This is a genomic window from Ruminiclostridium hungatei (assembly GCF_002051585.1).
Taxonomy (GTDB): Bacteria; Bacillota; Clostridia; order Acetivibrionales; family DSM-1351; genus Ruminiclostridium; species Ruminiclostridium hungatei.
Genome location: NZ_MZGX01000016.1, coordinates 95,310 through 108,881, shown reverse-complemented (window position 1 = coordinate 108,881; position 13,572 = coordinate 95,310). Strand labels below are relative to the sequence as shown.

The 13,572-nt window shown below is 43.8% G+C and carries 10 protein-coding genes and 1 other annotated feature; of the genes, 6 read left to right on the top strand and 4 right to left on the bottom strand.

Going from position 1 to position 13,572, the window contains the following annotated elements; all coding sequences use genetic code 11:
- Positions 1-6: 6 nt before the first annotated feature.
- Entirely contained in the window at positions 7-477 is a 471-nt protein-coding gene (locus tag CLHUN_RS12745) for a DUF2975 domain-containing protein (RefSeq protein WP_080064994.1), read from the bottom strand.
- Positions 478-841: 364 nt separating this feature from the next.
- Positions 842-1,079, top strand: a binding site (T-box leader).
- A 119-nt stretch (positions 1,080-1,198) separates the two neighbouring features.
- Between CLHUN_RS12745 and CLHUN_RS12740 the strand changes: the two genes are divergently transcribed.
- From CLHUN_RS12740 to CLHUN_RS12730, 3 genes are read left to right on the top strand one after another with little or no spacing between them, the layout of a single operon-like run.
- Positions 1,199-2,188: an ABC transporter substrate-binding protein gene (locus CLHUN_RS12740; RefSeq protein ID WP_080064993.1), complete on the top strand. Its 990-nt coding sequence runs from the start codon at positions 1,199-1,201 to the stop codon at positions 2,186-2,188.
- 60 nt (positions 2,189-2,248) lie between these two features.
- Positions 2,249-3,142, top strand: coding sequence for an ABC transporter permease (locus tag CLHUN_RS12735; RefSeq protein WP_080064991.1), 894 nt, complete (start codon positions 2,249-2,251; stop codon positions 3,140-3,142).
- Positions 3,143-3,937 carry an ABC transporter ATP-binding protein gene (locus tag CLHUN_RS12730; RefSeq protein WP_080064989.1) on the top strand — a complete coding sequence of 265 codons (795 nt, stop codon included), beginning with the start codon at positions 3,143-3,145 and terminating at the stop codon, positions 3,935-3,937. It abuts the gene before it with no gap.
- 106 nt (positions 3,938-4,043) lie between these two features.
- Here CLHUN_RS12730 and tkt read toward each other — a convergent pair whose 3' ends face one another.
- On the bottom strand, positions 4,044-6,032 hold the full coding sequence (tkt, locus tag CLHUN_RS12725; RefSeq protein ID WP_080064987.1) for a transketolase: 1,989 nt from the start codon (positions 6,030-6,032) through the stop codon (positions 4,044-4,046).
- A gap of 431 nt (positions 6,033-6,463) precedes the next feature.
- On the opposite strand from tkt, the gene CLHUN_RS12720 reads away from it, so the two are divergent.
- Together CLHUN_RS12720 and CLHUN_RS12715 are read left to right on the top strand one after the other, a co-directional pair.
- Positions 6,464-7,267: a metal ABC transporter ATP-binding protein gene (locus tag CLHUN_RS12720; protein WP_080064985.1), complete on the top strand. Its 804-nt coding sequence runs from the start codon at positions 6,464-6,466 to the stop codon at positions 7,265-7,267.
- A 100-nt stretch (positions 7,268-7,367) separates the two neighbouring features.
- Positions 7,368-8,201 carry a metal ABC transporter permease gene (locus tag CLHUN_RS12715; protein WP_080064983.1) on the top strand — a complete coding sequence of 278 codons (834 nt, stop codon included), beginning with the start codon at positions 7,368-7,370 and terminating at the stop codon, positions 8,199-8,201.
- 11 nt (positions 8,202-8,212) lie between these two features.
- Here the strand turns inward: CLHUN_RS12715 and CLHUN_RS12710 are convergent, their stop codons facing one another.
- Positions 8,213-10,654 carry a glycoside hydrolase family 94 protein gene (locus tag CLHUN_RS12710; protein ID WP_080064981.1) on the bottom strand — a complete coding sequence of 814 codons (2,442 nt, stop codon included), beginning with the start codon at positions 10,652-10,654 and terminating at the stop codon, positions 8,213-8,215.
- A gap of 278 nt (positions 10,655-10,932) precedes the next feature.
- On the opposite strand from CLHUN_RS12710, the gene CLHUN_RS12705 reads away from it, so the two are divergent.
- Positions 10,933-12,408 carry a methyl-accepting chemotaxis protein gene (locus CLHUN_RS12705; RefSeq protein ID WP_165755745.1) on the top strand — a complete coding sequence of 492 codons (1,476 nt, stop codon included), beginning with the start codon at positions 10,933-10,935 and terminating at the stop codon, positions 12,406-12,408.
- A 113-nt stretch (positions 12,409-12,521) separates the two neighbouring features.
- Here the strand turns inward: CLHUN_RS12705 and CLHUN_RS12700 are convergent, their stop codons facing one another.
- Positions 12,522-13,490, bottom strand: a complete 969-nt coding sequence (locus tag CLHUN_RS12700) for an acetylxylan esterase (RefSeq protein WP_080064977.1) — start codon at positions 13,488-13,490, stop codon at positions 12,522-12,524.
- Between the last annotated feature and the right edge of the window lie 82 nt (positions 13,491-13,572).

Below are 13,572 nucleotides of genomic sequence, written 5' to 3'. Positions count from 1 at the left end.
TTTACGCTAGATAGTCAGGTCGTTTTCCTGCTTGTAGTTGACTGCCTGGTAGAATAGCTGCGATATTATGAATATGCAGGCAGAGAGAAATAAGAAGGTAAGTCCAACAAGAAGAACAAAGGCTGAGGGTATAAAATATATGGCAACAAGGTAGGCCACAGCAATGGGCAGACACCAGTAGGCTATATATTTGATCCGCTTTGCCGTATCAAAGGTAAACGGGTCCTTTTTATTGATGTCGTGAAGTATTTTTTTTGCCTGTACGAGTATTGAAAAGGCACATACACCGGACAGAAATAAAAGAACCAGCATTGAATAGTACACATTTCCGGATACGTAGCTGTTTTTAAAGAGGAGATAATTGTTAAGCGTCCATGGCAAGGATGCTACGGTGATTACTCCCAATATCTGAAAGACAGTGCACAGAACCTCTACCACATAGCTGAGATTTTTTTGCCCGGGCAGGTGAAGCTTCATATAAACCTCCGTAAGTTACTTTGATGTTAGTGGTTAGATGTTACAGACCACTAATGATATAATAATATATTATCAACCTAAATGAAATATAACCCAAAAATTATTGTTTGTCAATAAAAAAATAATAATAAATGATAATATTTAATTGAGATACGATTATTTATAATGAATTACGGACAGTGGAAAGAGATTCTCAAAACAGAAAGGCAATATGAAAAAAAATATTTGATTAAATGTGATAAAATAGTATAATTTAAACAAACGCTTTTGGACATTTTATTAGATATATTTGCTGGTTGACATAAAAAAATCTCTATAGTAAAATACGCATACAAAGGCTTTTAATCCTGTAAAAATTCATATTAAAAAGGTCATGATCAAGAACCAGTAGCAGTGTGCAATCCTTTAGAGAGCCTTCGGTTGGTGAAAGAAGGCGGATAAAAATGCTGTGAATTCATCTTGGGAGCTGTACACTCAAAGGCGCTGGCCCTGTAGGTGTTTTCGGGATTCGCCCGTTATAGTGTGGGAACAAGACAGTTTGTTCGCTGAGGTTGTGGAAACAATGAAACAAGGTGGTACCGCGAAGCTAATTCGCCCCTGTATATTAACGGGAGGCGTTTTTTTATTGTCCGTAAAAGGATATGTGTTTTGAGAGTTCAAAATTGTCCCCTGGGGATGGTTTGAATAAATAAATATTAATATGTAGAACGGAGGAACGGGTATGAAAAAAATTAATAGGGGTTTATTAGTAGTACTGTCTGTGGCAATGCTGGCAGGCGCAGCAGGCTGTGGAACCGACAGCCAGAATGCTGGTTCAAAAAAGCTGAACATAGGTATTATTCAAGGTATGGAGCATGTTGCTCTTGATTCGGCGCGGGAAGGCTTTGTCGAGGCGCTGAAGGATAATGGCTATACTGAGGGACAGAATATTTCAATTGATTTGCAGAATGCACAGGGTGATCAAAACAATCTTTCAACCATAAGCGACCGCTTTGTAAGCAACAAGGCAGATCTGGTGCTTGCAATAGGAACTCAGGCAACACAGTCAATTGCAGGAAAAACTACAGAAATACCAATTGTCGCTACAGCCGTCACCGATTTTGAATCAGCAAAGCTTGTGGATTCAAATGAAGCTCCCGGAGGAAATGTGACAGGAACATCAGACATGAATCCTATAAAGGAGCAGATGGATCTCCTGGTGAAGCTGGTACCTGACGCCAAGAAGGTCGGTGTAATGTACAACTCCAGTGAAGTTAACTCAATAGTGCAGGCAAAGGTTGCCAAAGAGGCTATTGAAAAACTTGGGCTCACATATGTTGAAGCAACAGTTACCAACTCAAATGATGTTCAACAGGCAGCTCAATCCATAGTGACCGAATGTGACGTAATATACATTCCTACAGACAATACCTTTGCATCTGTAATGCCTCTCGTCAGTGGTGTTACCACAAAAGCAAAAATACCGGTTATTTGCGGTGAGGCAAACATGGTGGTCAGCGGGGGAACAGCAACTCTTGGCATAAATTATAAGGATTTGGGCTACCAGGCCGGCCTTATGGCTGTCAAGATACTGAAGGGAGAAGCTAAGCCTGCTTCCATGCCTATAGAAGGCTCCAAGAACTTTGACTATGCAATTAACGGCACTGCGGCAAATGAGATCGGACTGAAGATACCGGCTGATTTGGAACAGTATATTTTGAAGGAAAAATAAAACTGGTTGGACGCCTGACCGGCAGGTCGGGATTTAAATCTATGAAAACGGGTGAATTGAATGTTGGATATAATTCTTGGTGCAATATCCCTTGGCCTGCTTTGGGCTGTAATGACCATAGGCGTATATATTACCTATCGTATCCTGGATATTGCGGATCTGACTGTTGAGGGCAGCATCGCAATGGGTGCGGCCATTGCCGCGAAGGCAATAAGTGCCGGCATAAATCCATTTGCTGCAACGGCTTTGGCTCTGGTGGGAGGATTGGCAGCGGGCCTGATAACAGGGCTCCTGCACACAAAGCTTAAAATACCGGCTCTCTTGTCGGGAATTTTGACTATGATTGCTCTGTATTCTGTAAATTTGCATATAATGGGAAAGGCCAATATAGCACTTTTAAGGATGGATACGGTCTATACACCTTTTATCAGGCTTGGTATGGATAATACTGCCGCCGTGATTTCACTGGGACTTGTTTGTGTTTCGGTGGTGGTGGGATTACTGTACTGGTTTTTCGGGACAGAACTGGGCTCTGCAATCCGGGCAACCGGAGACAATCCAAACATGGTTCGTGCCCAGGGCATCAATACCAACGTAATGAAGATAGTAGGCCTGATTATCAGCAATGGCCTTGTAGCTGTGAGCGGAGCCCTGATTTCTCAAAGTCAGAGCTTCGCAGATGTACAAATGGGTACAGGGTCTATTGTAATCGGTCTGGCATCTGTAATTATAGGCGAAGTGCTCTTTGGAAAGAGGAACTTTTTCAACAGGCTTATTGCCCTGGTTTTAGGCGCCATTACCTACCGTATAATTATAGCCCTGGTATTGAAACTGGGTATGCCGGCCAATGACTTGAAGCTGTTTACTGCAATTACTGTTGCAATTGCTTTGGCATTGCCCGAACTAAAAAAATATTTCCGCCCTGCAAAAATATCCATCAAGGAGGGTGAGTAAATGCTTAAAGTAAATGGAATATACAAGGTGTTTTATCCCGGAACTGTAAATGAAAAGATTGCTCTTAAAAATTTAAGCCTGGAGCTTGAGGAGGGTGATTTTGTCACCTTGATTGGTGGAAACGGTGCCGGCAAGTCGACTTTGCTGAACAGTGTGGCAGGAGTTTATCCCGTAGACAAGGGCTCCATTTTCATAGATAATACCGAGGTTACAAAATATTCGGAGCACAGGCGTGCAGCGTTGCTGGGCAGAGTATTTCAAGACCCCATGATGGGCACTGCTGCAAATATGGGTATTGAAGAGAATCTGGCTTTGGCATACCGGAGAGGGCAAAGCCGAGGATTAAGCTGGGGTATAAAAAACAAGGAAAGAGCTTTATACAGAGAATTGCTCAGCCATCTGGACCTGGGTCTTGAAAACAGGCTGGATGCAAAAGTCGGGCTGCTTTCAGGGGGACAGCGGCAGGCTTTAACCCTTTTGATGGCAACACTAAGGAAGCCTAGAATTCTGCTCCTGGATGAGCACACAGCCGCACTTGATCCCAAAACTGCCGACAAGGTATTGAAATTAAGCGACAAATTCATTGAGGATGATAAACTGACGGCTTTAATGGTAACCCATAACATGCGTGATGCCATTAAGCACGGCAACCGGTTGATAATGATGCATGAGGGCAAGGTTATTCTCGATATAAAGGGTGAAGAAAAAAAGAAGCTTACGGTGGAAGACTTGCTCAAGCGGTTTGGGAAAGCCAGCGGAGAGGAATTTGCCAATGACAGGGCACTTCTTTCGTAGTATAAGGAAACGCATAGGATAAAAACGTATAACGTATAGAAAAAAACCCATCCGGTTCAGATACCGGATGGGTTTTTTTCTGGAAATAATTCCAGCTTGCTTTTTATTATTTAGCTATAACTGCCTTTGCTTTTGCTGCTATGTTCTCAGCAGTGAAGCCATAATGCTTGAAAAGCAGTTCGGCAGGGCCGGAGGCTCCAAAAGTGTCTATTGTTACAGTTTCACCCTTCAAGCCCGCATATTTGTGCCAGCCGAAAGAGGTTGCCGCTTCCACTGCAACTCTGTTTGCCACCGAGGAAGGCAGAACGCTTTCCTTGTATTCCGCGGACTGTTTCTCAAAGAGGGCCATTGAAGGCATGCTTACCACTCTTGCATCTATCCCTTCTGCCTGGAGCTGTTTTCCTGCTTCAAGGGTTGCATGCACCTCTGAACCGGATGCTATAAGAATAACCTGCGGAGCAGCATTCTTGGAATCCAAGAGTGTGTAGGCACCTTTTAAAGCTATTTTTCCGTCGATATCAAGGACAGGAAGATTCTGTCTGGTCAAAACAAGACAGGTAGGTGCAGATGTACTTGTAACGGCTGTAAACCAGCCAGCAGCGGTTTCATTTGCGTCAGCAGGTCTGAAATCAACGAAGTTCGGTATGCTTCTGATTGAAGCGAGCTGCTCTATTGGCTGATGGGTTGGTCCGTCTTCTCCAACTCCGATGCTGTCATGCGTCATTACATAGGTAACAGGATTTTTCATAAGGGCTGACAATCTCATAGCGCCCTTCATGTAATCTGTGAAAACAAAGAAGGTGGAGCAGTAAGTCTTCAAGCCCCCGTATATTGCCATGGCATTGGCTATGGCCGCCATTCCGTGCTCTCTTACGCCAAAGTGAAGGTTTCTTCCGCTGTAATCGGCAGCCGAGAAATCTCCCATATCCTTCATATATGTCTTATTTGAAGGAGCCAGGTCGGCGGAACCTCCAACAAAGTTTGGAAGCTTTCCTGCAAGATAGTTTATAAGGTTGCCGGATATAGCTCTGGTAGCATTTGGCTTGCTGTCAAATTTCCAGAAGTTTTCATCATTTAAGAGAAGCTCTTCATAGTTGCTGTTCTGCCATAATTCCCATTCCTTTGCAAGGCCGGGAAACTCAGCGGCATACTTTTTAAACATTTCATTCCAGGCTTCTTCAGCTTTGATGCCCGCCTGTATAAAATCCTTTGTAAAACCTGCAACCTCATCCGTTACGTTGAAGCAGTCATCCTTGCACATTCCCAGGTATTCCTTGGTTTTACCCAGAGCTTCCGCTCCAAGGGGTTCTCCGTGAACTCCGGAGGTACCTGCTTTTGGTGAACCGTAACCGATCTGGGTATTAACTATTATAATGGAAGGCATGCCTGTTTCAGCTTTTGCCTTTTCTATTGCAGCACTGATATCATCAGCACTGTTGCCATCCTCAACTCTGAGAACCTGCCAGCCATACGCATCAAAACGCTTAGCCACGTCCTCGGTAAATGCTATGCTGGTATCTCCTTCAATAGTGATCTTGTTGCTGTCATATAAAAGAATTAACCTGCCAAGCTTCAAGGTACCTGCCAAAGAAGCTGCTTCAGATGCGACACCTTCCATAAGGCAGCCGTCACCTGACAATACATAAGTATAGTTGTCAACTACATTATAGCCTTCCTTGTTGAACTTGGAAGCCATCAATCTTTCTGCCATTGCAAAACCCACACCGTTTGCAACACCCTGTCCAAGAGGACCGGTGGTGATTTCAACACCTTCTGTGTGACCGAACTCAGGATGTCCCGGAGTTTTGCTTCCGAATTGTCTGAAGTTTTTAAGGTCTTCAAGTGAAACATTGTAGCCGAAAACGTGCAGAAGTGAATATAACATTGCTGAACCGTGACCTGCTGAAAGAACGAATCTGTCCCTTCCTGCCCAATTTGGATTCTTTGGGTTGTGCTTCATGTGCTTGGCCCAAACAGAATATGCAATTGGCGCAGCGCCCAGCGGCAGGCCCGGATGTCCGGAATTAGCTGACTGAACTGCTTCGGCAGCCAAAATCCTTATGGTATTTATACATGCTGTGTCTAACTTACTCATTACTAAGTCCTCCCCAATAATCTATTTTTACAACAGCCATCGCAGCCCCTGAACTGAAATGTACCGGATTTTACGATAGATGTTATAACTGTTATTGATAAATGTTTTTAAAAAGGTTTTGAAAAACTTTAAATCACTAATATATTAACACAAACACAAATAAAAAATAAATATAAAATAGCTACTTGTTAAAAAAATATCTATTAATTCTAAAAAACATACAAAAAATACATGCAAAATCATAAGCATTATACAAACAGTCTCTGTCAGTGAAAGCCTATTTATTCCGCAAGCTGAAATAAAGCGCAGAAAAATATTTTTTTTAAGAAAAATCCTTAGCTATTTTTGGTATAATATTTAAATGGGGTTTAATTTGCAAAAGATACTTTGCGGCTGAAGTACTGACGAGCCGGGTTGAAAGGACTTACGACATGGCACAGATAAATGCAAGACACAGGGAGAACTGTGATACCAACAGGATATGCAGCGGGTACTGTTGCACACAGATAAAGAATTTCTCCGTCAGGGTTGGAAGGACGGAGATTTTGAAGGACGTAAATCTGCATTTGCACTGTGGGGAGCTTACGGCACTCATAGGACCCAACGGGGCGGGGAAAAGCACGCTGCTGAAAGCAATCCTGGGGGAAATAAAACACGAAGGTTCTATAATATTTGCCGGCTCAAATGGAGAGAATTCAGTCAAACCAAAGGTTGGCTATGTACCTCAGCAACTGGAATTTGATACGGCGGCGCCGGTCAGCGTGAAAAATCTGTTCTCGGCCTGTATGGGTAAAAGACCTGCCTTCATGAAAACTTCCGGACAAATTACACAAAAGGTAACGGAGTGCCTTGCAAGGGTACAGGGAGAAGGGCTTATTGACAAGAGGCTGGGTGCCCTGTCGGGAGGAGAGCTGCAAAGAGTTCTTCTGGCTCTGGCCCTGGAGCCGGTTCCACAACTGCTGTTGATGGATGAACCGGTATCAGGCGTTGACAGGAAAGGGCTGGAGGTATTTTATGAAATAGTCTCACAGATCAGGGAAAAGTATGACCTTACAATAATACTTGTCTCCCACGATCTTGACCTGGTAAAGAAGCATGCCGACAGAGTTGTTCTTCTGAATAAGACCGTAATATTGAACGGCCCGCCGGAGAAGGTGTATAACGACAGGAAGCTGCATGAGACCTTCGGATTGTCAGGAATTATCGGTGATAGCGGAAATAAAGGACCCAGCTAGCGGCAAGGACTGGTGCCGGCTGTGGAATACCTGGCGCGAAAGTGCGACGGCGATATAAAAAGCCTGAAGGTAAGAAAAAAGGTGAAGAGGGGTAGTAAATTTGAACCAGATATACGGTATATTAAATACAATTCTGCCATTTGGATGGCTTGAGTACGATTTCATGAAAAACGCACTGCTGGCTGTTTTACTGATAACACCTGTATTTGGGATTCTGGGAACAATCATTGTTAACAACAGAATGGCATTTTTCTCAGATGCGCTTGGCCATGGCGCCTTTACAGGCATTGCCATAGGAAGTGTAATAGGACTTGTACGTCCTGCCTGGTCTGCAGTCATTTTTTCCATTGGCTTCTCTGTACTTATAACAATAATAAAGAACAGAACAAAGACTTCTACAGACACGGTTATTGGTGTATTTTCTTCCGCGGCAATAGCAGTAGGTCTTGTATTGGTGACCTCGGGAGGCTACAGTTACAATTCCTACCTTGTGGGCGATCTGCTCAGCATAGCACCCGCCGAGATTGGCGCACTGTTTTTACTGGCTGTGCTGATTATCCTCCTATGGCTTGTATTCTACAACAAGGTACTGATGGTCAGCGTGAACATTTCGTTGGCAAAAAGCCGGGGAATCAATACTCTGGCGGTTGAACTTGCATTTACTGCAATAATTGCGGTTGCCGTAACCATAGTCATCCAATGGGTGGGCCTGCTCATAGTAAACTCTCTGCTAGTCCTGCCTGCCGCCGCTGCCAGAAATGTCTCAAACAACGCAAGGCAATATAATGCAAGTGCCATAATGATTTCTGTGTTCTCCGGTGTCCTGGGGCTTGTACTGTCCTATTACATGGACACAGCAACGGGAGCTACCATAGTTATCATATCTGCGGTTATATATTTTATAACATTGGCAATGAGGAAAAGATTTGCCTGAATTGCCGGTTTCTATCCCATTACAACCAGGATGCTGTTCCTCTCAGCAAGCTCCGAATAGTCCACATAGCAGCCGGCAATGGTTTTGCCGTTGACAATCAGGTGCTTGACTCCTTTTTCCATGCCGGCGGAATTATCCACCTGAATATCAAGAAGCTTTCCACGGAAGATCTTTTTTATTGTAAATGAGCTCCAGGATGAGGGTATGCAGGGGTTGATATTTATTCCCTCATATTGAGGCTGAAGACCCAGAATGCCGTTGACTATGGAGACCATTACCGTGGAAGCCGTTCCTGTGAGCCAATGTACATGCGAACGCCCGTGGTTAAGGGTATCCACGCCCTCGGTGGCCTGCCCGTGAACATAGGGTTCCAGGTATCTTATTTCTGCATGCTCATTCATTGCTGCCGGATTTATTTCATTAAAGTACTCGTAGGCCCGGTTACCGTTACCCACCATAGTCTCTGCCAAAATCAGCCAGCCCTGGGGCTGGGAAAAAATACCTGCATTTTCCTTTGTGCCTTCATTGAACAGAATCATTCTTGCCACCGGCAGGCCGAACTCTTTGAAAGCAGGATAGAAGAGCATGGCTCCATATTTGGTGTTCAGCTTGTTATATACCTGATCAAGAGCAAGTCTGGCTTTTTCACCCCCGGCTGCACCGCTGATTACGGACCAGGTCTGGGGATTGAGCCATATATTGGCCTCCTTGTTGTTCTTAGAGCCTATGGTGTATCCAGCCTCTGTAAAGCCGCGTACATACTGGTCATCCTCCCAGGCATAATTCTCAAAGGCATTATCCAGCCTGCTCATGTGGCTGCCGGCCCATGCAGCATCCTCCGGCTCGTCTTTTCTTTGAGCAAAATCCTTGAAAATAGAAAGTGCGTAATACAACTGAAAGGCAACGAACATGGATTCGCCCTTGGTTCCCAGCCGCAGGCAGTCATTCCAGTCTGCAAACAGACCTGCAGGGAAGCCGTGGGAGCCTTGACGGTCCAAATTAAATTGAATTGCCTGCTTAAGATGTGCATATACGGATGCCTCACCTTTGTCGGCATATGGAATAACTTCATCAATAAAGTTCCACTGTCCGCTCTCCTTTATATAGGTCATAACAGTGGGGAAGAGCCACAGAGCGTCATCTGCCCGGTAGAAGGACTGGCCGGTCTTTTTTGAATACTCCGACTCGTCGGGAGTAACTTCCTTTCCGGGTATATGGTTGAATTTAACCAGAGGAAGCCCTCCTCCGTTTGATACCTGGGCCGAAAGCATCAGAGACAGCCTTTCCCTTGCCAGATTACAGTCCAGGTGGATTATACCCTGAATATCCTGAACCGTATCTCTGTAGCCCAAGCCGTTTCTGAGGCCACAATATTGAAAGGAGGCGGCTCTGGACCAGAGGAAGGTAATAAAGCACTGATAGGCATTCCACATATTGACCATATTGTCAAAATTGCGGTCGGGAGTGGATATCTGAAGGTTTTCCAGCCTTGAGTGCCATAATGTCTTGAGTTCGTTCAGTTGCAGGCCTGCCAGGTCGCTGCCGCCTGAGAGCGCTGCTTTATAGCTATTGATAACCTGACTGGCAACTTCCTCATTTCCCGCCCCCAGCAGAAAAACTATTTCTCTCTCTTCACCGGGCTTCAGGGTAAGGTCTATCTGAAGGGCACCGCAGGAGTTACAGTTGTAGGCAGGGGTATTTGAGCATTTGCCTTTTTCCACGGCTTTAGGGTTGCCGTAAGTTCTATAGGCACCTAAAAAAGCATCCCGCTCTCCGTCAAAGGCCGATACTTCTGCTCCGGCCACGCCAAAAAACCGGCAGCCCGGCTCACCCATCACATCACAGCTTCCCTCAACATCGGAGGAGGCTTCGCTGCCATTTTCATTTATAACCTGCAGTATATGATCCCCCTTAAAATAGGTTTTGCTTATAAACTGCGAGTATTGAAGGTTTACGGTATCATTTTCATAATGGTCATGATTGGTGAACTCCACCATGCCGAACAGGGAAAGCTCACGTGCAGAAAGGCCCGTATTTTTTATCTTGAGCTGCCACACCTCATAATACTTGTCCATTGGGACAAAATATGCAGTCGAAGTTTCAATATTCCTGTATTGTGATTTTATTACGGTATATGCGGTACCATGCCTGCACTCGCTGCCATATGTATCCAAATCCTTGCATACAGGCTGCCAGGAGCCGGACCAGTAGTCGCCGTCCGAATTGTCACGCAAATATATATAACGTCCCGGCTGATCATTGGATGCAGAATTAAACCTGAACCTTATGATCCTGCCCGAGGCACCGGATTTAACAAAGCTGTAGCCTGCAGCATTATTTGATATGATAGCGCCGTATTCCACAGAACCCAGGTAATTGCACCAGGGCGCCGGTGTATCGGGACGTGTTACCACATACTCTTTATTTGATTCATCAAAATGTCCATATCTCACTGGATATCGCACCTCCAAATTATGAAACCGTGTTCATAAATATAAAAAATAATAAAGTTCGAGACTTATGAAAAAAATAATATCACAACTTATGGAAAATCTCTACAATTTTATAATTATTACGATAAAAATTTAAAAAAAATCACTATAATAATACTTTGAAATTTATGCAAAAAATGGTAATATAGATATAAAATATTTTGTAAAAATGCACTGCTGAAAATAGTCTTATTTTAACAAAATACGGCTAAATCAAATGAGAGATGGGAGATAATGAAATGGATGAAAAACAGGTAAAACAATTAACGAACAAAGTAGTACTGATAATTAACTGTTTATTAAGCCTCTTCCTGGTAGTAGGCTATGTAGGGGAGTACATCAAAGGTGTTCGTACGCTATTGTATATTGTTGTCTTTGTTACAGTTGTCGTTGTTCCTATTACGGCTGCCATAGTTGTCTACAACAGAAATAAGCACAGCGGGATACTTAAATATATCACGCTTATAGGTTATCTGGTTATATACACTATTGCACTGACCACTTCACATTCCGCCCTGTCTTTCGTGTACATCTTTCCGATTATTGTCATGTACATACTGTATTTTGATTTAAGGCTCACGGTAGTAAGCATAATATACGTTTTTGCAGTTAACACGGGAGTTATAGCCTACAAGATAATTTCCGGCGTGGTAACTACAAAGACCTCAACTGACATCACAATACAGTTTGCAGCAGTAACACTCTTCGGAATAGCTCTTATTTTATCAACAAAGCTCTCAAACCTGTTCAACTATACCAAGATAAAAAGTCTTAAGGATCAGCAGCACAAGCAGGAGGAGATACTGTCCAATACCATGAAGGCCGCTCATATAATGGAAGCTAATGCAAAGGAACTGCAAAATTTTATGAACAAATTGAATTTGTCCATGAACCAGGTGACGGGAGCCATCGACGAAATTTCCAAGGGTGCTCAGGAAACCTCTGAAAATATGACACAGCAGTCAATTTATTCACAAAAAATCAGCGAGCTGATTGACGTCACATCAAAGTTATCCCAGCAGATGGGGGAGCTTTCCAAAAACTCTGCCGAGGATGTGGGAAAGGGCCTGGATATAGTCAATCAGTTGAATGAAAGGGCAGTTATAGTAAACGACCAAAGCCAGAGAGTTGAGGCCCTGATGCTGGAGCTCAAGGAAAAAACCAATGAGATTCTTGGAATCACTTCCATAATATCCGGAATAAGTGCCCAGACTAATCTCCTGTCCTTAAACGCTTCTATTGAAGCCGCAAGGGCGGGTGAGAGCGGGAAGGGCTTTGCGGTGGTTGCCGATGAAATCAGGCAGTTGGCTGACCAGAGCAAACAATCCACCTCAGAAATCTCAAAAATAATAAATGATTTAAGTACAAAGGTAATTGAATGCTTTAACCAAATTGAGAATACCAAGACTGCAAATATAGAGCAAAACGATAATATCAAGGTTACCAAGGAAGTATACGATAACATAAGCAATAACACAAATAAGCTTTTTGGCAACATAGAGGAAGTCAATTATAAGATAAACACCATTGTGGAGTCCAACGACCAGATAAAGGAAAGTATCAATAAAATTGCAGCAGTAAGCCAGCAGACAGCCGCCAGCTCTCAGGAGGCAAATTCCATGGCCTATGAAAACATGAACAGCGCAGAGGAATTAATGAAAAAGATAAATGAAATAATAGCTGTAGCTGATGAAATGAAGAAATATGCCATATAATTGACTTAGGGGAATACATTATGAGAAAGAATCGTCCTCGGGAGGAGATTCTTTCTCATAATGTGAAAATTCAGCTTATATCTGTTCTTTACCGATGCTTTTAAACTTTGGGCCTACTTATGGTCCAACAGGTGGTTCATTAAGGTGCGAAGCTTTGGAACAGTTGCACCGGGAAGGTACTCATGTCCAAAATACCTGAAGACTGCTATTTCCTTGGAGCAGGTGAGATGATTATAGGCAGAGAAAACTGTGGAGGGAGGAGTAATATCATCTACCAGCCCGGAGCTTATCCAGGTATGACACCTGATTTTTGGAGCCAGGTTCATAACATCAAAGTAGGAAAGAGTTTTCTTGGCCTGCATTTCTATTTGGGGTGACGGATTTTTTCTGAAATAGTCGTTGAATTCATTATATGGTCCGTTAGGCGTAATATTTATGGCTCTCTCAAAATTTGACAGATAAGGGAAGTCGGCTACAGCAACCACCGGAATGCTGCTGAGCGCCGCCGCTGCCAGCGTGAGCCCTCCGCCTTGGCTTCCACCGTGGACACCGATTCTTGCGGTATCCACACCTTCAATAGCTGACAGAACTTCCAGGGCTCGGACAGCATCAAGATATACGGCCCTGTAATAATATTCCTTGGGGTCGAGGATTCCCTTGGTCATCCAGCCTGAGACCCCGCCGGTTGTTGAGGGTACATTGTCGCAACTGAAGCCCTGTTGTCCGCGGACAAGCATTTGAAAGGCTGCATAGCCGTGCAGTGCCCAATTGACGGTATCGTCGATTTTTCCATCCATGGCCCAGTTATAGCCATGATAGAGCATAAGGCCGGGATGTGGGCCTGTTCCGTCCGGAATAGCAAGATAGCCCTGGATATTGGCATTATTAAAGCTTAAAAAGTTAAGTGTATATACCTTAACGCCTCTTACCGGATAGTCATAAGGGGTTAGTGTATATGTAAGAGGAACTTTGGACAGCTCTTCAAGCGAACTGCTCCAGAATTCCTCAAAGTCGGGCTGCCTGGTCAAATCCGGCTTAAATACTTGTAACTGCTCCAGAGGTAAATCATATGGTTGAAGCATACTGGTCACTCCTTATTTTAGTATATTAATACAATTATACCTTTGCCGCTTTAATGTAACAAGTAGTATGGAAAGACCTTCA